Source organism: Luteibacter mycovicinus, from assembly GCF_000745235.1.
Lineage (GTDB): Bacteria > Pseudomonadota > Gammaproteobacteria > Xanthomonadales > Rhodanobacteraceae > Luteibacter > Luteibacter mycovicinus.
In genome coordinates, this window is record NZ_JQNL01000001.1 from 2,682,039 (window position 1) to 2,701,577 (window position 19,539).

The 19,539-nt window shown below is 65.2% G+C and carries 16 protein-coding genes and 1 riboswitch; of the genes, 4 read left to right on the forward strand and 12 right to left on the reverse strand.

Going from position 1 to position 19,539, the window contains the following annotated elements; translation table 11 throughout:
* Nucleotides 1-7 precede the first annotated feature (7 nt).
* Nucleotides 8-3,274, reverse strand: a complete 3,267-nt coding sequence (locus tag FA85_RS11765) for a protease pro-enzyme activation domain-containing protein (protein ID WP_197056535.1) — start codon at nt 3,272-3,274, stop codon at nt 8-10.
* 173 nt (nt 3,275-3,447) lie between these two features.
* Between FA85_RS11765 and FA85_RS11770 the strand changes: the two genes are divergently transcribed.
* Nucleotides 3,448-4,890, forward strand: a complete 1,443-nt coding sequence (locus tag FA85_RS11770) for a sensor histidine kinase (protein ID WP_051944072.1) — start codon at nt 3,448-3,450, stop codon at nt 4,888-4,890.
* Here the strand turns inward: FA85_RS11770 and FA85_RS11775 are convergent.
* Nucleotides 4,843-5,553, reverse strand: a complete 711-nt coding sequence (locus FA85_RS11775) for a response regulator transcription factor (protein ID WP_239739905.1) — start codon at nt 5,551-5,553, stop codon at nt 4,843-4,845. The genes FA85_RS11770 and FA85_RS11775 overlap by 48 nt on opposite strands.
* A gap of 138 nt (nt 5,554-5,691) precedes the next feature.
* Nucleotides 5,692-6,726, reverse strand: coding sequence for an aldo/keto reductase (locus tag FA85_RS11780; RefSeq protein ID WP_036116516.1), 1,035 nt, complete (start codon nt 6,724-6,726; stop codon nt 5,692-5,694).
* On the opposite strand from FA85_RS11780, the gene FA85_RS11785 reads away from it, so the two are divergent.
* Both FA85_RS11785 and FA85_RS11790 read left to right on the forward strand, forming a co-directional pair.
* Nucleotides 6,725-7,015: a hypothetical protein gene (locus FA85_RS11785; protein ID WP_036116514.1), complete on the forward strand. Its 291-nt coding sequence runs from the start codon at nt 6,725-6,727 to the stop codon at nt 7,013-7,015. The genes FA85_RS11780 and FA85_RS11785 overlap by 2 nt on opposite strands.
* Before the next feature lie 23 nt (nt 7,016-7,038).
* Nucleotides 7,039-7,689 carry a MarC family protein gene (locus FA85_RS11790; RefSeq protein ID WP_036116511.1) on the forward strand — a complete coding sequence of 217 codons (651 nt, stop codon included), beginning with the start codon at nt 7,039-7,041 and terminating at the stop codon, nt 7,687-7,689.
* A gap of 85 nt (nt 7,690-7,774) precedes the next feature.
* Here FA85_RS11790 and FA85_RS11795 read toward each other — a convergent pair whose 3' ends face one another.
* The 9 genes from FA85_RS11795 to FA85_RS11835 all read right to left on the reverse strand — a co-directional run bounded on the left by FA85_RS11795 (nt 7,775) and on the right by FA85_RS11835 (nt 16,095).
* Nucleotides 7,775-8,272 carry a DUF4142 domain-containing protein gene (locus FA85_RS11795; RefSeq protein WP_051944070.1) on the reverse strand — a complete coding sequence of 166 codons (498 nt, stop codon included), beginning with the start codon at nt 8,270-8,272 and terminating at the stop codon, nt 7,775-7,777.
* A gap of 98 nt (nt 8,273-8,370) precedes the next feature.
* On the reverse strand, nt 8,371-8,544 hold the full coding sequence (locus FA85_RS21490; RefSeq protein ID WP_036116509.1) for a DUF1328 domain-containing protein: 174 nt from the start codon (nt 8,542-8,544) through the stop codon (nt 8,371-8,373).
* A 258-nt stretch (nt 8,545-8,802) separates the two neighbouring features.
* Nucleotides 8,803-9,396 (reverse strand): hypothetical protein, encoded by a 594-nt coding sequence (locus FA85_RS11805; protein WP_036116508.1) that lies wholly within the window; start codon nt 9,394-9,396, stop codon nt 8,803-8,805.
* 129 nt (nt 9,397-9,525) lie between these two features.
* On the reverse strand, nt 9,526-10,353 hold the full coding sequence (gene queF, locus FA85_RS11810) for an NADPH-dependent 7-cyano-7-deazaguanine reductase QueF (RefSeq protein WP_036118577.1): 828 nt from the start codon (nt 10,351-10,353) through the stop codon (nt 9,526-9,528).
* A gap of 87 nt (nt 10,354-10,440) precedes the next feature.
* On the reverse strand, nt 10,441-11,433 hold the full coding sequence (locus FA85_RS11815; protein WP_036116507.1) for an aldo/keto reductase: 993 nt from the start codon (nt 11,431-11,433) through the stop codon (nt 10,441-10,443).
* The gene (locus tag FA85_RS11820; RefSeq protein ID WP_036116505.1) at nt 11,430-11,909 is read right to left on the reverse strand and encodes a MerR family transcriptional regulator; all 480 of its coding nucleotides are present in this window, start codon (nt 11,907-11,909) and stop codon (nt 11,430-11,432) included. Before FA85_RS11820 ends, FA85_RS11815 begins: the two co-directional genes overlap by 4 nt.
* Before the next feature lie 47 nt (nt 11,910-11,956).
* The gene (locus tag FA85_RS11825) at nt 11,957-12,352 is read right to left on the reverse strand and encodes an acyl-CoA thioesterase (RefSeq protein ID WP_036116503.1); all 396 of its coding nucleotides are present in this window, start codon (nt 12,350-12,352) and stop codon (nt 11,957-11,959) included.
* 54 nt (nt 12,353-12,406) lie between these two features.
* Nucleotides 12,407-13,435, reverse strand: a complete 1,029-nt coding sequence (locus FA85_RS11830) for a ribonucleotide-diphosphate reductase subunit beta (RefSeq protein ID WP_036116501.1) — start codon at nt 13,433-13,435, stop codon at nt 12,407-12,409.
* A 152-nt stretch (nt 13,436-13,587) separates the two neighbouring features.
* Entirely contained in the window at nt 13,588-16,095 is a 2,508-nt protein-coding gene (locus tag FA85_RS11835; RefSeq protein ID WP_428977047.1) for a ribonucleoside-diphosphate reductase subunit alpha, read from the reverse strand.
* Between the two features lie 166 nt (nt 16,096-16,261).
* A riboswitch (cobalamin riboswitch) is annotated at nt 16,262-16,472 on the reverse strand.
* A 194-nt stretch (nt 16,473-16,666) separates the two neighbouring features.
* Between FA85_RS11835 and FA85_RS11840 the strand changes: the two genes are divergently transcribed.
* On the forward strand, nt 16,667-19,507 hold the full coding sequence (locus FA85_RS11840) for a hybrid sensor histidine kinase/response regulator (RefSeq protein ID WP_051944068.1): 2,841 nt from the start codon (nt 16,667-16,669) through the stop codon (nt 19,505-19,507).
* Nucleotides 19,508-19,539 lie beyond the last annotated feature (32 nt).

A 19,539-nucleotide genomic window follows, 5' to 3' on the forward strand; every position in this document is an offset into this window, starting at 1 on the left:
TCCCGAGTCAGTGCGAAACCGCGGCGATCTGCGCCCTGGCGGCGTGCGCGGCGATGGGGTTGGCCACGCCCTGCAAACGGTTCATCTGCACCTTGTAGCCGGTTGGCACCACGTAAGGCGTGCCCGCCCCGTCGGCGACCTGCTGTGAGATGAAGCCGCCGCCGGTGCCCTGCCAGACATACGCCGTTCTCTTGGCGTTGGTCCAGAACACGTCCGCCAGACCGTCACCGTCGAAGTCCTCGATGGTGGCGACGCTGTAACCCGCCGGGCCCGCCGTGGTCTTGCGGCCCGTCACCGTCGTGCCGTCCATCAGCCACCAGCCGATGTTGCCGGTCGCGGCGTTGAACCAGATCAGGTCGGTCCTGCCGGTGCCGGCGATCTCGCCCGCGCCGATCAGGTCGAAGCCGTTCGGTGACGCGTCCGGTGCATCGGTCTTGGTGAAGCGGTCCTTGCCGGTGTTGACCCAGTACTTCACCGCGCGGCTGGCGCTGGTCCAGACGATATCGATTACGCCGTCGCCATTGAGATCGGCCAGATGCGGGGTGAAGCCGGCCGGAGCGGGTACCGTGCGGTCGACGGCCTGCGTGCAGTCCAGATCGTTCAGACGGCCAAACAGGAGGCCACCGCTGCACTTGATCGTCCAGAACGACAGCTGGCTGGTGCTGGCGTTGAACCAGATCTGCTGCGGCGTGCCCGCGTCATCCACATCGCCCGCGCCGACCAGCGTCCAGCCGGCCGGGTACGGAAAGCGGAACGCCTCCCAGCCATAGCTGTAGATCGCGAGGTTCATGGTGTGCGTGGTCGGGTTATCGCTTTCCATCACCGTCTGTCCGGCGAGCGTGCCGCCGAAGATGTCGTACGGAATGGCCTTGATCTGGTCGCCGGCCTGGAAACCGTCGACGATCGTGTCGCCGCCATCGCGGCTGCCCGGGAACCATGTGTCGGTGCTGAGCACCGTGCTGCCGTTCATACGGACAAACGTGGCGTTGCCGGTCTTCGGACCGACCAGCAGCAAGGTGCTCTTGCCGTCGAGGATCGCGTTGAGACCGACGCCGGGGTTGCCGCTGTCGTCGCGGCCGGCCAGATCCCATGTGCGCGAGATCGTCTTGCCGCGTGCCGACCGGGCGGCCACGGCGTTGGCGAGATGGGTCACGTCGATCGAGCCCAGGCCTGTCGCATAGTCGTAGCCCTTGCCGGCCTTCCATGCGGTGACGAGGGATGCACGACCGCCATCGCTGACGATGCCGTACGACTGTCCGCTCTTCACGTAGCAGTCGCCGGTGCCGGCGAAGCAAGGCACGTCGATATCCCCCGTGGCGACGTCGTGGAACACACACGTGGCGTCCGTGGCGGCGCACCCGGTGCCGGGCGAAGCGATGGTGCCGTACTGGCTGCGGGCCAGGCTGTACAGCGTTGGCGCGACGTTACCCAGGCGAGCCGCGCTGGACTGGTTCACCAGGGCCTGCACGCCGGCCATCGCGGGCGCCGCGAACGATGTGCCGCCCGCGCTGTTGTAGATCGAGTCCGTGGGGCTGAGGTAATTACAGGGCGTACCGCCTTCGTCGGCGTCCGACATGCAGAAGATCAGCGCGTGACCGTAAATGCCGTTGGCCGCGAACAGCGAGACGTCCGGTGTGGCACGGGTGACGTTCTGATCCATGCCGGCCAGACCCTGCTGCCAGGTGGGCTGACTCCAGTAGTAGCTTGGTCCGCCGCTTCCGCCCGCCGTGTTGAGGAAGTCGAGCCCGGCGGATGAGTTGCAGGCCGTGTTGGGGTCGCTGTATCCCAGGATCGTATCCAGCTGCGCGCTGGCGCAGGAGTCGTTCCAGGTTTGCTCCGGGATATAGCCGATGGCGCTGGCGCCGAGTTCGCCGTTACCGGGCAGCCAGTACTTGCTGGTCCGCTTGTAGTCGTTGAAGTCGGTACCGCCGACGGCCACGTTATACGGCGTGCTGCCCAGGCCGTTGACGGCTAGGCCGAAGCTGGAAGCCGACTGTCCCTGGTCGCAACCCGCGGATCCGGAGTCACCGGTCGAGACGAACACCGAAACGCCTTCGGCCGCGGCGGTCGCCCACAGCGCGCTGGCCTCGTCGATGTCACCCACCGCCGCGCTGACGAGTTCGCACTCGCCGTAGCTGAGGCTGAGGATCGGTGGTGGGGCGGCTTGCTCAAGCAGGTTCTGCGCGGCGAGAAACGCACCGAAGTCCGCGCCGGTGTCCTGGCACGAGGCGAGCGTGATGTCGGCATCGGGTGCGGCGGCGCCGGCCCATTCCGCGTCGAGCGCGGCCTCACCTTCATCGCCGTTGGTACCGGGATTCACGCAGCTGGTGTCGCCGGTGAAAGCTGCGGGATGAACCTGGGTGAAGACACCTTTGGCATCCGTCGGGAGGAATACCTGGCGGAAGGTCTTGATGTCGGCATCGAGAACGTTGGTTCTTTCCAGCACGGCCACAGTCTGTCCGGCGCCGCGCACGGGGCTCGCCTGATTCCACAACGGATTGACGTTGTAGATCGTCGCGAAATCCGCGGGTACCAGATCGAAGAACGTCTCTCCCTGATAAACGAAGTTGAAGTCGCCGGAGGGCGCGCCGGCGGCGATCCATGCCCCTTGCTTGTCGCGCTTCACCGGCCGTACGTTCTTCACCTGCGGCTCCGGGAAGAAGTCGGTCAGGGATGCGACGCCACGGACCACCGGTATCAGTGCGGTCGGCAGCTTCTGTTCGGCGGCGTTGGCGAAGTGCGTTTTTCCGTTCGCACTGAAACGGTGCAGCGAGGTACCGAAGGCCTGCTGCACGGCGCCGACCGAGCCGGTGAAACGAATCAGCATGCCGTCGGCGGAGATGGTCTTCACGCCGAGACCCTGGCTGCTCAGCCACGTCTTTACCGCGGCAATGTCCTGCCTGCTCGGACCGAACCGTTCGCCCACCTGGCGCGCGGTCAGCCACTGGTGGAAGTTGGGCGACGAGGGGTTATCCAGCGACGCGAGGTAGGCATCGAACTGCTTCTGCTGTTCCGCGCTGCGCTTCAGTACCAGGGTCATCGAAGGGATGACCTCGGCGGTGCCCATCGGCCCCGCGTCGACACTGGTATGGACTCTCGCCGGGATGCTTCCCGGCAGCGTGGTCATCTGGTGGCTGTCGACCGTTCTGGTGATCAGCGGTGTCGCCGTGGTGCTGCCCGCGGTGTCGACGGAAGCGTGTGCCTCGCACGCGCCGCCGGTGGCGATGAGCATCGCCGCGCCGGCCAGCCAAGGCCTGGAAAGAATTGCTGACATAGTACCCCCGAAGGAAAGAGCCCGTAACGCCGTGACGTCGCTCGTGCCCAGCCCGGAGGACTGCCCCTCGGCACGCTGTCCCACCATAGCTTTACATTCCCGGCAAAGTCACACACGCTCGACTGGCACGTTTCTCACCGAATTCTCACCGTCGGTTGCCTGGGAGCCGCACGATGATGTCCCGTATCCGTCAGTGGCTCGCCGACACGCCGATCCGTGATCCGGTCGACCGGCGCAATGCCACCTTCATGCAGCTGTTGCTGATTTTCGAAGGTGTCCGGATACCGGTGACCAAGCTCTATCTGTTCGGCCTTCACTGGTCGTATCTGCAGGATCGTTTCTACGGCAAGGCACGCATCGGCGCGCCTGCCGCCATGGCGATAGATATCGGTACCGACCTGGCGATGACCGTGTCGGCGTGGCTGGGTCTTTGCCTCATCCGTCGCGGTCGTTTTTCGCAGGCCGTCGCACAATTCGTGGCGACGATGCTTGCGTGCGGCGCGGTGGCCTATGCCGCCTTCGGTTATCGCGCGACCGACGGCAACCTGACGCTGATGATGATTCTGGCGCTGAGCGGTCTGATGCTGGGCCGAAGGGCGCTGTGGATCACTTACGGCGTCGAAGCGCTCATTCTCGTGATGAGCGTGGATCCGCTGAAGGCACCGGCGGCCAGCCATCTTCCCGGGATGATGATGGCCCTCTACGACGTCCTGCCCCTGCGCGCTCTGACCAGCTACCTGCTCATCGCCCTGATCGTGGATCGCAGTATCCATGCCTTGCGCGACAGCCTGATCGAATCGGAACACCGGCGCCTGCAACTGGTCCGCGAGATCGCCGAGCGTGAACGTACGCAGGAGCAACTGCTGCACGCGCAGAAGATGGACGCGGTGGGCAAGCTTGCCAGCGGCGTGGCGCACGACGTCAACAACGTCTTCGACATCATCCTGGGGTTTTCCACGGAGCGGGACCGCCTGCCGGAAAGCGACGATCTGCCCCCGGGCGACATGCGGACCATCGCGGATGCGCTCGAAGGGATCGAACTGGCCGCCCGCCGTGGCACCGCGGTGTGTCGCAAGCTGCTCAACTTCAGCCGCCGCGATGTGGCATTCACGGAAGAGTTCGACGTGGTCGCGGCATTGCGCGAGCTGCATCCGCTGCTGCGGCAGTCGCTCTCCTCGCACAACGAGTTGAGGCTGCGGTTGCCCGATGCGCCTCGACTGATCCGTTTCGATCGCAGCCAGTTCGAGCTGGCCATCATCAATCTGGTGACGAACGCGCGAGACGCCATGCCGGATGGGGGGTGTTGCACAATCGCCATCGAGGATGGCGCGGAGCACACGGTGCTGTCGGTGAGCGACACCGGGATGGGCATGGCGGAGTCGATACGCACGCAGGTGTTCGAACCCTTCTTCACGACCAAGCCGGCGGGGCGCGGTACGGGTCTCGGACTCAGCGTGGTGCAGGGGCTCGTAGTACAGGCCGGTGGATGGACCGCGGTCGAGAGCACGCCGGGGCAGGGCACGACGATCCGGCTGTCCTTACCGCGGGCGGGCGTCTCGGCCGTGGAATCAGGCTTGCAGAATGTATCCGGTCCCATGTACCGCGTTGAGGGGTAACGGCTCGCCGATGGCGGCCAGCACCTTGCGGCGCAAACGATGGACCATCGAGTCCAGCCGGTGCGGGTCGAAGGCGTGGACGTCATCGGTCAGGGCGGCGATCAGCGCCTCACGCGGCACCACCTCATCGGCGTGTTGAAGCATCGCTTCCAGCAGCTTGCGCTCGTTTTTGCTGAGCATCACGCGCGCACCGGAAGGCGAGAGCAGAAACCATTCGTCCGGACTGAGCGCCCATCGTTCGTGGGTTCGTGGCGAGGGATGCAGACGTCGAGCGACGCTGTACAACGTGGCCACAAGCACGTCGATCTCTACGGGTTTGGACAGGTAGGCGTCGGCCCCTTCGAACAGGCCTCGCACGCGATCCACGTTATCGCCCCGGCCGGTGAGGATGACGATGCCCGCAGCCGGTATCGCCGCGCGCAACCGTCGTGCGACCTCGAACCCGTCGCCGTCCGGCAAGCCGATATCGAGCAGGAAGATATCCGGTACGTTTCGCCGTATCGCCTCATCCAGCGCTGCCGCGCTGGCGCAAGCCGTGACCTCGAACCCAAACTGCGCGAGTTTCGGCGTCAGTACGCGTTCGCGCAGCAGGTCGTCGTCTTCCAGCATGGCCAGCCGCAGCGCATGCGCACGCGCATTCGGCACCGGGTTGAATGTCGTCACGCAAAGACCTCGTAGCCACCAGGGCCCATGGGCGGCCCTCACCGAGATTGCCCGCCCGGCGGGGCTAAATCCAGCGACGCCGTCGCACGTTCGTACATGGGGCGGATCGCAGGAATCTGCGACCCGCACCGCGATCGCTTACTTGCCCAATGTCACCGGACTCGGATTGCGCGACGCCAGAGTCGTCTGCTGATGCCAGTACGGATAGATCGGACGCGTGGCGCTGGCGTCGTCGAGACGCTTGATCTGGTCGGCGTCCAGCTTGAACGACGTGGCGCCCAGGTTATCGCGCAGCTGAGTCACGTTACGTGCGCCGATGGCGATGCCTGACACGGTGGGACGCGAGAGCACCCAGGCGAGGGCGATCTGCGGCACGCTGTGGCCGGTCTCTTTCTCGAGGGCTTCGAGCACGTCGGTGATCGCGAACAGGTGCTCGTCCGGCACGGCCCAGGTCGCGTCCGTCGCGGCACGGCTGCCTTCGGCGGGCTTTTTGTGGCGACCGACCTTGCCGGTCAGCTTGGCGCCGGCAAGCGGGCTCCAGACAAGTGCACCTACGTTCTGGTCGAGGCCGAGCGGCATCAGCTCCCACTCGTATTCGCGGTCAGTCAGGGCGTAATAGACCTGGTTGATGACCGGCCTGGTAAAACCGTGGCGGTCGGCCAGTGCCAGCATCTTCATGAGGTGCCAGCCCGAGTAGTTGGACACGCCGAAGTAACGGATCTTGCCGGCGCGCGTGAGCGTATCGAGGGCATGCAGCATTTCTTCGATGGGCGTGAGCGCGTCGAAGGCATGCAGGTGGTACAGGTCGATGTAGTCGGTACCCAGACGCTTCAGGCTCGCTTCGCAGCTGCGGATGATCTTGTCACGGGACGTGCCGATGTCGTTCGGTCCGGCACCCATGCCCATGCCGGTCTTGGTCGACAGCAGCACCTGATCGCGACGGCCGGCGATGGCCTTGCCGAGAATCTCTTCCGACAAACCGCCCGAATAGGCGTCCGCGGTATCGAACATGTTGCAACCGAGTTCGAGCGAGGCGTCGATCATGGAGATTGCCTCCTTGACGTCGGTGTCGCCCCATTTCTTGAAGAACTCGTTGCCGCCACCGAAGGTCGCGGTGCCCAGGATCAGGGCGGGAATCTGCAAGCCGGAGCCGCCAAGCGAACGGTATTCCATGGGTCATCTCTCTGTGGTTGGAAGCCCGTCGAGCGTACACCCGTCGAAGTTAGCGGAAGGTATCGCTCGCCCCGGGTTGCGCCGATACGGCGCGGGCGGCGTGGATCGCCAGTCCGTAACTTTCCGTGCCCGGGTCGACCGGATCGGTCAGCACCAGCTGGATGTGCTGCTCGTCGCGGGTGGTGGGGCGAAGTCCGTCGACATGGGCGAGGTAACGATGGCTGGCTTCGTGGCGCAGCTGTTACCTGCTATCGGGCAGGCCGTCACTGAGGTATACAACGCTGCATAGTGGCGACCCGGAGCGATGCGCGCATGTGGATGGACATCGGTAAGGCCATCTTCGTCATCGTGGCAGCCTTGCTGCCCATCGTGAACCCGCCCGGCTCGGCGCTGATGTCGCTGGGCATCGTGCCTGTAGCCACGGCGGAAGAGCGCGAGCGCCTTGCGCGACAAGTCGCCCTCAACAGCCTGCTCCTGCTGACCGGATCGCTGTTCATCGGGGCTTATGTGCTCGCCTTCTTCGGCATCTCGATTCCGGTGCTGCGGGTCGGCGGTGGTCTGGTCATCGCCGCCGCTGGCTGGCGCATGCTCAACGGCTCGAACGACGATGATGAGGACGACGCCAAAGTGCACCGGCACCATGGCGACCCCTCGTTCTACCCACTGACACTGCCGTTCACCGTGGGGCCGGGCTCCATCGCGGTGGCCATCGCCGTGGGTACCGGCTCACCGCGCCATGGTGTCGACTGGGTGCACTTCGTGGCCGCAGCGGTCGCACTCGCTGCGATCAGCGTCAGCATTTATCTGAGCATGCGTTACGCCGACCGGATAGGGCACCGGCTGGGCAAGGAGCGCACCAAGGTCATTCTGCAACTGCTGGCCTTCGTGATTTTTTGCATTGGCATCCAGTTGCTCTGGGGTGGACTGTCGGAACTGCTGGGTATGCCCAATCACGCCACTTAGGGCTCAACTGCTTCGGTGCTGACATCCGGAGCGTGTGAGTTTCTGAAGCGGCACCTGGCCTGATCGACAGCGCATCGCGACGACGTCAGAACGGCGGCAGGCTCTGCGCCAGCTTCTCGTGTTCCTTCAGCATGGGCAGCTGGCCGCGCGCGTAATCGCGGATGTCCACGTCTTCGCCTTTTTCCGCTTCGAGTTCGTAGAGGCCTGTGGCCAGCTTGTGGTCCCGAACCATCGCATCGGAGTAAGCGCGGTCGAACTTCGCACCGTCCAGGCCCTTCATCCGGTCGATGTCCTGTTGCTGCGCCGGCTCCGGTGCGACCGCAATCTGCACGCCCTTGCTACCCGCAAGCTTGCCCAGCGACTCGTTTGCCTTCGTGTGGTCGGCGACCATGCGTTCGGCGTATTTCTTCACGTCGCTGGACGACGCCTGATCGGCGGCGAGTTTGCCCAGTGCGATCTCGGTCAGGCTGGCACTGCTGGCGCGCCGGATAAAGTCGGTATCGGTGGCAGTCGTCTTCGCCTGCTGGGCGATGGCGGTGCCGGTCATGGACAACGCAAGCAGCGTCACGAGAATGCGATTCATGGCCTGGGCCCTCAGTGTGGGAAATCCGTACCGCGGACAGAACAACGCCCCGGTCTGGGGCCGGGGCGCTCTTCTTTCTTACCTGGGTGTGTCGAGGCTTATATCCTCGGCCCGCGACGCAGGCCGCCGAACAGCAGCGACAGAATGAACAGGATCAGGAAGACCACGAACAGGATCTTCGCAATGCTGGCTGCGCCGGCGGCGATGCCGGTGAAACCGAAGATCGCTGCGATCAGCGCAATGACGAAGAAGATAACGGCCCACTGAAGCATGATGTTTCTCCTAGGGATGCGGGTTGGTTGATGGCGCCCCGCCGGGCGTCCATCGCCGCGTCGAGTCGGGTGCCATTCGACCATCGCCGGTCTGAAAGGAGCGTCTTCACGCGGTGAGGCGTGTTCTCACCGCTCGCTGACACGGTCTACACGCATCCGGGCGGGCGCGCGACCCTGTTGCCTCATCGGCAATGCACGCCGGACCCAAAAAAAAGGGCAGCTTTCGCTGCCCTTTTCCATCGCATCGGGGTCGATGAATTACTTCTTCTTGACCTCGAAGGCTTCGTTGCCCACGGCCTGGCCGTTGAGCGACACGGTGACCTTGTACTTGCCTTCCGGCCACTCGTTCGGATTCTGAATCTTGAACGTGGTGACGGCCGGGCCGTCGGTGCTGATCGACTGGCTGATGTCGCTGACCGTGGTGGTGGTCTCGCCGTCCTGGAAGGTCCACTTCGCGTTCAGCGTAGCGCCGGCAGTGGTGCCTTCGGTGGCGACCGAAGCGTAGATGGTCTTGTCGCCCGGGGCGAAGGCGTTCTTCGCCTTGGCGACCTTCTTGTCGGCGCCGACGGCGCTGCCGAGGGTGACCGAACCGACCTTCAGCGACTCGCTGGCGGCGGCGGGCGCAGCCGGGGCGGCGGCCGGAGCAGCCGGAGCGGCAGCGGCGGTGGGCGAGGTGGCAGGCGCGGCCGGCGCCGTGGTCGCCGCCGCAGGGGCGGCGGCCGGAGCCGGGGCGGTCGCGGCAGCGGCCGGCGCGGTGTTCTGCTGCTCTTCCTTCTTGCCGCAGGCGGTGAGGACCAGCAGGCCGGCAACGGTGGCCGTGCAGAGGGCGTACGAGCGGAAGGAAAGCTTCATGTCTGGATTCCGGAATGACGAGTCAGGTTCGAACGGGGCGGTATCGGGGCCGATCCCCTTGGCCGCCGCAGAGTACAGGCTACACAACTAAAGGCAAGACCAATGAAGAACGCATGAATGTGTCATTCATTATTGCCGGGCGCCCCGCGGGTTGGCCGGCACGGCGGCCGGGTCCGTGCTGCGGAACGGATTGATGTCCAGGCCGCCACGACGGGTGTATCGGGCGTACACGGACAACTCGCGGGGCGCGCAGCGGGCCGTGACATCCATGAAGATGCGCTCGACGCACTGCTCGTGGAATTCCGTGTGGTTACGGAAGGAGACGAGGTAGCGAAGCAGGCCCGCGCGGTCGATCGGCGCGCCGGCATAGGCGATCTGCACGCTGCCCCAGTCCGGCTGGCCGGTGACCGGGCAGTTGGAGCGGAGCAGGTGCGACACCAGCACTTCGCGGGCGTCCCCGTCGTTCGTGACGAGGAAATCCGCCCTGGGCGGGCCGTAGCTGTCGAAATCCAGCTCCTGCGTGTCCAGCAGCAGGCCTTCCGGCTCCGAGATTGGAGTGCCGTCCAGCTCGCCGGGCGCGTGCAGGACGATGCCGACCGGACCACCCGCGGCGGCTGAGAGATCGCGGACCAGTGTCTGGCGCAGTGTCGCCGCATCGGCCACGCGTTCCTGGGCAAAGCTGTTCAGATACAGCTTGAACGACTTCGATTCAACGATGTTGGGCGTCGTCGCCGGAAAGCGGAATTCAGCCACCGCCACGTGCGGCTTGCCGCGTTTATCCAGCCACGAAAGCTCGTAGCCGTTCCACACGTCCACCCCGTGGAAGGGCAACGCGGCTTCCGCCACGCCGATCTCATCGCGCTTGCCCTGGCGGGGAATGGGAAACAGCAGGCCGGCGTCGTAGCGATCCGCGTAGACGGTGGACTTGCCCAGGGGCGAATGTTCGGGGGACGACATGGCGGCAACGGCGGCGGTAAAGGCCGCCATTATAAGGGACGACCGCCCCGCGACCGGGTACCGGTATCGGGGCGGCTGTCCGGGCGTTCAGGCGTTGACGAAGCCCATCATGCTGCTCTGATAACGATCGCCAAGCGCCGCATCCGGCGGGAACACCGCGTCGATCTCGGCGATCTCGGTAGCCGTAAGGCTGACGTCATCGGCGCCGGCGTTTTCCTTCAGGTACTTCACACGCTTGGTGCCTGGGATCGGCACGATGTCCTCACCCTTCGCCAGCACCCACGCCAGCGCCAGCTGACCCGGCGTGCAGCCCTTGTCGGTGGCGAAGCGGCGGACCTTTTCGACGATCTCGAGGTTCTTCGTGAAGTTCTCGCCCTCGAAACGCGGATTGTTGCGGCGATAGTCGTCCTCGGCGAAGTCGTCCGGCGAGGTGATCGCACCGGTGAGGAAGCCTCGGCCCAGTGGGCTATACGCGACCAGCCCGATGTCGTGCTCGCGGCAGGCGGCCAGCGTGCCGGTGGTTTCCGGATCGCGCGTCCACAGGGAGTACTCGCTCTGCAGGGCGGTGATCCGGTGTACGCCCGCCGCCTTGCGGATCGACTCGGCCGAGGCTTCGGAAAGACCGAGGTAACGCACCTTGCCTTCCTCGACCAGCCGCGCCATGGCGCCGACGGTTTCCTCGATGGGCACGTTGGCGTCCACGCGGTGCTGGTAATACAGGTCGATGTGATCGGTCTTCAGGCGGCGCAGGCTGCCTTCCACCGACTCGCGCACGTATTCCGGGCGACCGCTGATGCCGCGCTTCGACGGGTCGTTCGGATCGCGCACGATGCCGAACTTGGTGGCGAGGAACACCTTGTCGCGACGACCGCCGAGAAAGCGGCCAATCAGTTCTTCATTGGTGTGCGGGCCGTAGGCGTCGGAGGTGTCCCAGAAGGTGATGCCCAGATCCAGCGCCGTTTCCAGTGTCGCGATGGACTCTTTCTCGTCGCCGGGGCCGTAGAACTCGCTCATGCCCATGCAGCCGAGGCCCTGAGCCGATACGTCCGGGCCGTTCTTACCGAGTTTGCGTGTCTTCATGCCTGTTTCCTGCGCGGGAAGGTGGGGGTCTTTTCGCGGGGCCGCGCCGTGGGCGGCGGGGGCGCCGTCACGGCAGGAGGCGCCGGTTCAGGGAATGACACACCTTCCTCGCCATACGCGGAGCGGTACATGGCGATCTTCTTGTCCAGCCGCGCGATCGTCTCGGTCAGGGTGACCAGTTCGTCGCGCAGAAAAGCGGCGTGGCGTGCCAGCAGGTCGCCGCGCAGGCGGATGCTGTCGGGCGTCTCACCCTGGCGGCGCAGCTCGGAATACTCCTGCAGCGTACGCATCGACATGCCGGTGGCGCGCATGTGGACGACGAAACGCAGCAGGGCGAGCTCGTGCTCGCCGTATACCCGCTGGCCGCTGCGGCGCGGCACCGGGTCGATCAGGCCGATCTGCTCGTAATAACGCAGGGTATGGACGGTCAGGCCGGTCGCCAGGGCGGCCTCGGCGATGGTCAGGTAGGTGGTCATGCCGAAAGCCTACGCCTTCGAGTGCGCTCTAGGTCAAGCGCCTCTTTTTATGCGGCTGCGGGCAGCGGCTGCACGGGCGTCGGCTTGTACTCGCTGTCCAGCGCGATCATCGTGAACGTGCCCCGCGTGCACAGCTCGCGCGCGCCGGTGATCAGATCCTCGGTGTACATCGCCACGTCGATCTTCATCGACGTACGACCCACCGAAATCACCGTGGCGATCAGCTCGACCATCTGGCCTTTACGAACGGGCACGTGGAAGTCGACCTGCTCCGAACGGGCGGTGACGACGATCTGGCGGGAGTAACGCGAGGCCGCCAGAAAGGCGGCCTTATCCATCCACGCCAGCGCCTGGCCGCCGAACAGCGTGCCGAGGTGGTTGGTGTGGTCGGGGAAGACGATTTCGAGGACGCGAGCCTCGGTGGGACGGTCGATAGCGGTCATGGGGGACGAATCCTGTTGCAGTGCAGCATGCATCATACAGGGTCCCCCGTTTCCTCAGAACGACTGGTCGAACGCGACCTCGCCCTGCACGCCGACCTGGTACGACGACACGCGGCGCTCGAAGAAGTTGGTCAGTTCCTGGACGTCCTGCAGGTCCATGAAGTCGAACGGATTCTTCGAGCCATACTTCTTGGGCATGTCCAGCTGGACCAGACGCTGGTCGGCGCAGTATTCGAGGTACTGGCGCATGTCGTTGACCGACAGGCCGGCCACGCCGCCCGAGAGCACGTCGGCGGCGAACTGGGTCTCGCAGGCGATGGCGTCCTCGAGCATCGCTTCGACTTCCTGGCGCATCTGGTCGTCGAAGAGGTCCGGCTCCTGCTCGCGCACGGTGCGCACGACCTCGAAGGCGAACGCCATGTGGCCGGACTCGTCGCGGAACACCCAGTTGGTGCCCGAGGCCAGGCCGTGCAGCAGCCCGCGCGAACGCAGGTAGTACACGTAAGCGAAGGCGGCGAAGAAGAACAGACCTTCGATGCACGCGGCGAAGCAGATCAGGTTGAGCAGGAACTGGCGACGGTGCTCGCGCGTCTCGAGACGGTTGAGGTTCTGGATCGAGTCGATCCACTTGAAGCAGAACTCACCCTTCTGACGGATCGACGGGATGCTCTCGATCGCGGCGAAGGCCTTGTTGCGCTCGGCCGGTTCCGGAATGTAGGTGTCCAGCAGCGTGAGGTAGAACTGCACGTGCAGCGCTTCTTCGTACAGCTGGCGCGAAAGGTACATGCGCGCTTCGGGCGAGTTCACGTGCTGGTACAGATTGAGTACCAGGTTGTTCGACACGATGGTGTCGCCGGTGGCGAAGAACGCGACCAGACGATGGATCAGGTGACGGTCCGCATCCGACATCTTCGACTTCAGGTCGGTGGTGTCGAGCGAGAAATCCACTTCTTCCACGGTCCAGGTGTTGCGGATCGCCGCGCGATACATCTCGTAGAACTGCGGGTATTTCATCGGCCGCAGGGTCAGCTCGAAGCCGGGATCGAGAATATGGGTATCGCGGGTGACGGGAGAAGCGGACATCGGGCTACCTCGAATTAAATACGTGTAGGAGCGCGCCCTGCGCGCGAAAAACCAACGAAGCGGCGATGCTGAAACGTTTGGCGCAGGCAGCGGCTTCGCGCGCGGGGCGCGCTCCTACAGGGATGCTGCGCCCCTTGCGGGGCGCGTTGCTTTTATTGGCAGGCTTCGCAGTACTCGGGGTTCTCGAGCGAGCAGAACACCGCGGCTTCGGCCTGCTCCTGCGCATCGGCGACCGGAGCGGCCGGCGTGGGCAGCGAGGCCGACGACGAGCTCACCGTGGTCTTCGCGATGCGGGTGGCGGGACGCGAACGCAGGTAGTAGGTCGTCTTGATGCCCGACTTCCACGCGTACATGTACATCGAGGACAGCTGACCGATGTTCGGGTTTTCCATGAACAGGTTCAGCGACTGGCTCTGGTCGATGTACGCACCACGCGCGGCGGCGAGATCGATCAGTGCCTTCTGCGGCAGCTCCCACGTCGTGCGGTAGACCTCGCGCAGCGCGGCCGGAATCGCGGCGATGCCCTGCACCGAACCTTCGGCGAGCTTGATCTGATCGCGCACGTCGGCGGTCCACAGGCCCAGCGTCTTCAGCTCATCGACCAGATAACGGTTGACGACGAGGAAGTCGCCCGAGAGCGTCTCGCGCTTGAACAGGTTGGACACCTGCGGCTCGATGCACTCGTAGCAGCCGGCGATCGAAGCGATCGTGGCGGTCGGAGCGATGGCGATGACCAGCGAATTGCGCAGGCCCTTGGCCTTGATCTTCTCGCGCAGCTCGGCCCAGCGGCCCTCTACGCCGGTCGGCGTGGCCGCCGGCCAGTAGTCGAACTGAAGCTCGCCGTTGGCGGCGCGGGTTTCGTCGAAGCCCGGGTGGGCACCGTCGCGCTCGGCGATCTCGTTGGACATCGACAGCGCGTGGAAATAGATCTCTTCCTGGATGCGCGTGGACAGCTTGCGCGCTTCTTCGGAGTCGAAGGGCAGGCGCAGCTTGAAGAAGACGTCCTGCAGGCCCATCACGCCCAGACCCACCGGACGCCACTTCATGTTGGCCGTCTTCGCCGTGGCGATCGGGTAGAAGTTGAGGTCGATGACGCGGTTGAGCTGACGCACGGCGGTGCGCACCGTGGTACCGAGCTTCTCGTAGTCGAACTGACCGTCCACCACGTGCCGGGCCAGGTTGACCGAGCCGAGGTTGCACACGGCGGTCTCGCCCTCGGAGGTGACTTCAAGGATCTCGGTGCACAGGTTGGACAGGTGAATGACGTTTTCCGGACGCGCGGTCTGGTTGCTCGTGGCGTTCGAGCGGTCCTTGAAGGTCATCCAGCCGTTGCCGGTCTGTGCCAGCGAGCGCAGCATGCGGGCGTACAGCTCGCGCGCCTTGATCGACTTGGCGGCCAGGCCCTCGGCCTCGGCCTTCTCGTAGGCGGCCTCGAACGTCGCGCCCCAGGTGTCGACGAAGTGCGGCACGATCTTCGGATCGAACAGCGACCAGTCGCCGTCGGTCTCCACGCGGCGCATGAAGAGGTCGGGCACCCAGTTGGCCAGGTTGAGGTTGTGCGTGCGGCGCGCGTCGTCGCCGGTGTTCTCACGCAGCTCGAGGAATTCCTCGATGTCGGCGTGCCAGGACTCGAGGTACACGCAGGCGGCGCCCTTGCGCTTGCCACCCTGGTTTACCGCGGCGACCGAGGCGTCCAGCGTCTTCAGCCAGGGCACGAGGCCGTTGGAATGACCGTTGGTACCCTTGATCAGCGAACCGCGCGAACGGATGCGCGAGTAAGCCAGGCCGATACCGCCGGCGAACTTGGACAGCTGGGCCACGTCGCCGTACTTGGCGTAGATCGACTCCAGGGCATCCTGCGGCGAGTCCAGCAGGAAGCACGACGACAGCTGCTCGTGCGCCGTACCGGCATTGAACAGGGTCGGCGAGCTGGCCAGGTACTCCAGCGACGACAGCATGCGATACAGCTCGAGCGTCTCGGCCACGTCGTTGCCGCCGAGCGCGCAGGCGATGCGCATGAAGAAATACTGCGGCGTCTCGATGACGAAGCGCTTCGTCGGGTGACGCAGCAGGTAGCGGTCATAAACCGTGCGCAGGCCGAAGTACTCGAAGCGGCGCGACCCGGTCGTGTCGATGGCGTCATTGAGCTTGCGCGCATTGACCAGGACGAAGTCACGCAGGCGCTCGTTGAGGATGCCCAGGTCGAAACCGGTGGAGATCGACTGCGAGAACGACTGGATGTCCTGTCCGGACACTTCCTTGTCGACGAAGGCGGCGAGCAGGCGTGCGGCCAGCTGGCCGTACTCCGGTTCTTCGGCGGTGAGCGCCGCGGCGGTGCGGATCGACAGCTGGTCGAGTTCCTGCGTGGTGGCGCCATCGTAGAGTCCGCCGATGGTCTTCAGGGCGACGCGCATGGGGTCGACCGCGAACAGGCCGTCGGCGCTGCGGGTCACCGCGCGCACGATCTTGTTCACGTCGACGACTTCCTGGCCGCCGTTGCGCTTGGTGACGCGCATCTGGCCAGGGTTGTGCGGGGGCGTCAGCGCGAACGCCGGCGGCGGGTCGCTGCGGTAGCCGGCGGCAGGCGCCTTGTCCGTAGTGTTATTGGCGGAGACGGCGGCATCGGCCGTCTCGGTGCGCTCGCGCGCGGAAGAATCCATCGTGGTCATTGTCTTGGCTCGCCCCAGGTTCTATCACCCGTTCCCGGTCGGCTGGCTCGTGAGGGATGGGGCTGATGCGGGAAACGGCCGGGGACGGAGCGCGCCGCGAAGGGGCTCCGGTCCGCGACGTGCTTCCCCGCGGAAGCCGTCACCACTATCGAGGCCGCCCGGGCACCGATTGCTGGCAGGTCTTCGGACTCATGGACATGGACCTTTCGGTCCGCCTACCCGTCGCTTCCCAGCCCCTGAAGGACCAGTGCATTGAACGGGATCGTTTCCATTTACCGCTGCGGGGCAGTTCCGGATTCGCACCGGATTCCCTATTAAGTCCGACGGGCAGTCGCGCCTCTCCGGACACCAACGGGACACACCATATAGGCGGGGGGTGGCAGCGTCAACACAAGATGTAGGGTGTCGCCGCTATGTGCTTGATCCGCCGCAAGTGATTTTTTGCAACCCCTTTCCCGCCCCGCGACGAAGAGGACCATGAGGGTTTTGTGAAGATCGTCTACACAAAGCGCATGACCTCTAACCGATAACATCTGCGATCCCTCATAGGATCGCTCGCTAGATGACCTTGACGTTCGCGCTGCAGGAACATGCCCTGGTCACCGATGCGTTCGACGCGCTGCCCTTCGGCTTCACCGCCGTCACGGCGGATGGCGAGCTCCTGTATGCCAATGCCTGGATGACGGCACGCCTCCGCGACGCGGGTGCGTGCGGCTTTCTGACCTGGTGGAATGAGGAAAGCCGGTCTCGCCTCGAGACCGCCTTGTCGCTTGCTGACGCCGGGGGCGTCCGAGAGCTGGCCCTGGGCTCCGTGGAGGGCGCCACCTGGCGGGTCTCGATCGAGCCGTGGCGCGCTTCGGCGCTGGGCCAGGCGTCCTTCATCGTGAGCATCCGCCCGCTGTCCGGGCAGACCGAGGCCGCGCGCACCATCGAAGAGCGTCGTGTGGCGCTGATCGAGGTCAGCGACATCCTCCGCGAAGTCGAAGATCCCGCCGAGATCGCCTACCGCGTGGCCGAGGTACTCGGCCGCGCGCTTCATGTCAGCCGTGCGGGCTATGGCTCGGTGGACACGATCGCGGAGACCATCACGATCGAGCGCGACTGGAACGCGCCGGGCATCGTCACGATCGCCGGTGTCCTCAACTTCCGTGAATACGGCTCCTACATCGACGATATCAAGGCCGGCCGTACCGCGGTCGTGTCCGATGCGTACAAGGACCCGCGCACGATCCATACGGCGGACGCGCTGGCGTCGATCAGCGCCACCTCGTTCATCAACATGCCGGTGACCGAGCGTGGCGGCACGGTGGCGCTGCTCTATCTGAACCACGAAAGCCCGCGGGAGTGGCCGGAAGAAGAGATCGACTTCGTCCGCGAGGTCGCCCATCGCACGCGCGTCGCGGTGGAGCGCCGTCGCGCCGAGGCCGAGCTGCTCGAGTTCGCGCACAGTCTGGAGCGTCAGGTCGCCGAACGTACGCTGGAACGCGACCGCATCTGGCGCCTGTCGAGCGACATCCTCGTCGTCGCCGACACCGACACCCGCCTGCTCTCGGTCAACCCGGCGTGGACCGCGATTCTCGGCTGGAGCGAGCGCGACACCATCGGCCGCTCCTATCTGGACTTCGTGCATCCGGACGACACCGGGCGCACTGGTGAGGAAACCGAGCAGCTGGCCGACGGTGTGGCTACGCTCCGTTTCGAGAACCGCTACCGCACCGCGGACGGTGGCTTCCGGCACCTGTCCTGGCGGGCGGTCCCGAGTGAGGGCATGATCTTCGCCGTGGCGCGTGACGTCACCAGCGAGCGCGCACGCGACGCTGAACTGGATGCCGCCCAGGAACAGCTGCGCCAGGCGCAGAAGATGGATGCGATAGGCAACCTGACCGGTGGCGTCGCGCACGATTTCAATAACCTCCTGCAAGTCATCAGCGGCAATCTGCAGCTGCTTGGCGCGGATGTGTCGGGCAACGAACGGGCCGAGCGGCGCGTCGCCAATGCGATGGCCGGCGTCACCCGTGGCTCCAAGCTGGCCGCCCAGTTGCTCGCCTTCGGCCGGCGTCAGCCGCTCGCGCCCAAGGTCGTCAACATCGGTCGCTTCATCCGCGACATGGACGAACTGTTGCGCCGCGCGCTCGGTGAGGCCATCGAGGTCGAGACCGTCATCGCCGGTGGCTTGTGGAACACGCTGGTCGATCCGTCCAATGTCGAGAACGCGCTGCTGAATCTCGCGATCAATGCACGCGACGCGATGCACGGGCAGGGCAAGCTCACCATCGAAGCCGGTAACGCCTTGCTCGACGAGGCCTATGCCACGGCACACGGCGACCTGCGGCCGGGCCAGTACGTCATGCTCGCCGTGACCGATACCGGTACCGGTATTCCGCACGACATCCTCGACAAGGTGTTCGATCCCTTCTTCACGACCAAGCCGGAAGGGCGTGGAACGGGCCTTGGCCTTTCGATGGTCTACGGCTTCGTCAAACAGTCCGGCGGCCACGTCAAGATGTATAGCGAGGCCGGTGAAGGCACGACGGTCAAGATCTACCTGCCGCGTTCGACGCAGAGCGAAGATCGCGTGGTAGCCATCGAGGAAGAAGCGGTGCGCGGCGGTGACGAGACGATCCTCGTCGCCGAAGACGATGAAGCCGTGCGCGAGACTGTCGTGGGCATGCTGGGTGAATTGGGCTATCGGGTGCTCAAGGCGCGTGACGCGGAGAGCGCCCTGTCGATCATCGAAAGTGGCATCGCCATCGACCTGCTGTTTACCGACGTGGTCATGCCCGGTCCGCTGCGCAGTCCGCAGCTGGCGCGCAAAGCCGTCGAGCGCCAGCCGGGGATCGCTGTGTTGTTCACCTCGGGCTACACGGAGAACGCTATCGTCCACGGTGGCCGTCTCGACGAAGGCGTTGAACTGCTCAGCAAGCCGTACACGCGCGAGCAGTTGGCACGGCGTGTGCGTCAGTTGTTGAGCTCGCGCGTCCCGCGCACGATCGCCGAAACGGTATCGGCACCCGCTGCCGGTTCCTCAGCATCGTCTTCTGCCGCGCTGCGTCCTTTGCGTGTCCTCGTCCTGGAGGACGATGCGCTGATCCGCATGTCCATCGCGGAGATGCTGGAAAGCCGCGGGCACACGGCGTTCGAGGCGGGCGACGGCAACGAGGCGATCCGCCTGCACGGTGTCGAGGGTATTGACGTGCTGCTCGCCGATGTGGGCCTGCCCGGCATGAGCGGTGTCGAGGTGGCGGAGCGCCTGCGCGAAAACCAGCCGGAGCTACCGGTGATATTCGCTACAGGCGATCACCTGGCGAATGGCGTTCAGCGCGATTCGCATACGGCGGTCATCATCAAGCCCTACGGCGTCGCCGATCTGATGGAAGCACTGGGACGGATCACCCGGGGCTGACGGCGGCCAGTGCACCGGCCGCCACGAGGACG

Coding starts and splice junctions, on each gene's coding strand:
- FA85_RS11765 (WP_197056535.1), bottom strand. CDS start 3,274: ATGTCAGCAATTCTTTCCAGGCCTTGGCTGGCCGGCGCGGCGATGCTC.
- FA85_RS11770 (WP_051944072.1), top strand. CDS start 3,448: ATGATGTCCCGTATCCGTCAGTGGCTCGCCGACACGCCGATCCGTGAT.
- FA85_RS11785 (WP_036116514.1), top strand. CDS start 6,725: ATGGGTCATCTCTCTGTGGTTGGAAGCCCGTCGAGCGTACACCCGTCG.
- FA85_RS11780 (WP_036116516.1), bottom strand. CDS start 6,726: ATGGAATACCGTTCGCTTGGCGGCTCCGGCTTGCAGATTCCCGCCCTG.
- FA85_RS11790 (WP_036116511.1), top strand. CDS start 7,039: ATGTGGATGGACATCGGTAAGGCCATCTTCGTCATCGTGGCAGCCTTG.
- FA85_RS11795 (WP_051944070.1), bottom strand. CDS start 8,272: ATGAATCGCATTCTCGTGACGCTGCTTGCGTTGTCCATGACCGGCACC.
- FA85_RS21490 (WP_036116509.1), bottom strand. CDS start 8,544: ATGCTTCAGTGGGCCGTTATCTTCTTCGTCATTGCGCTGATCGCAGCG.
- FA85_RS11805 (WP_036116508.1), bottom strand. CDS start 9,396: ATGAAGCTTTCCTTCCGCTCGTACGCCCTCTGCACGGCCACCGTTGCC.
- queF (WP_036118577.1), bottom strand. CDS start 10,353: ATGTCGTCCCCCGAACATTCGCCCCTGGGCAAGTCCACCGTCTACGCG.
- FA85_RS11815 (WP_036116507.1), bottom strand. CDS start 11,433: ATGAAGACACGCAAACTCGGTAAGAACGGCCCGGACGTATCGGCTCAG.
- FA85_RS11820 (WP_036116505.1), bottom strand. CDS start 11,909: ATGACCACCTACCTGACCATCGCCGAGGCCGCCCTGGCGACCGGCCTG.
- FA85_RS11825 (WP_036116503.1), bottom strand. CDS start 12,352: ATGACCGCTATCGACCGTCCCACCGAGGCTCGCGTCCTCGAAATCGTC.
- FA85_RS11830 (WP_036116501.1), bottom strand. CDS start 13,435: ATGTCCGCTTCTCCCGTCACCCGCGATACCCATATTCTCGATCCCGGC.
- FA85_RS11835 (WP_428977047.1), bottom strand. CDS start 16,095: ATGGATTCTTCCGCGCGCGAGCGCACCGAGACGGCCGATGCCGCCGTC.
- FA85_RS11840 (WP_051944068.1), top strand. CDS start 16,667: ATGACCTTGACGTTCGCGCTGCAGGAACATGCCCTGGTCACCGATGCG.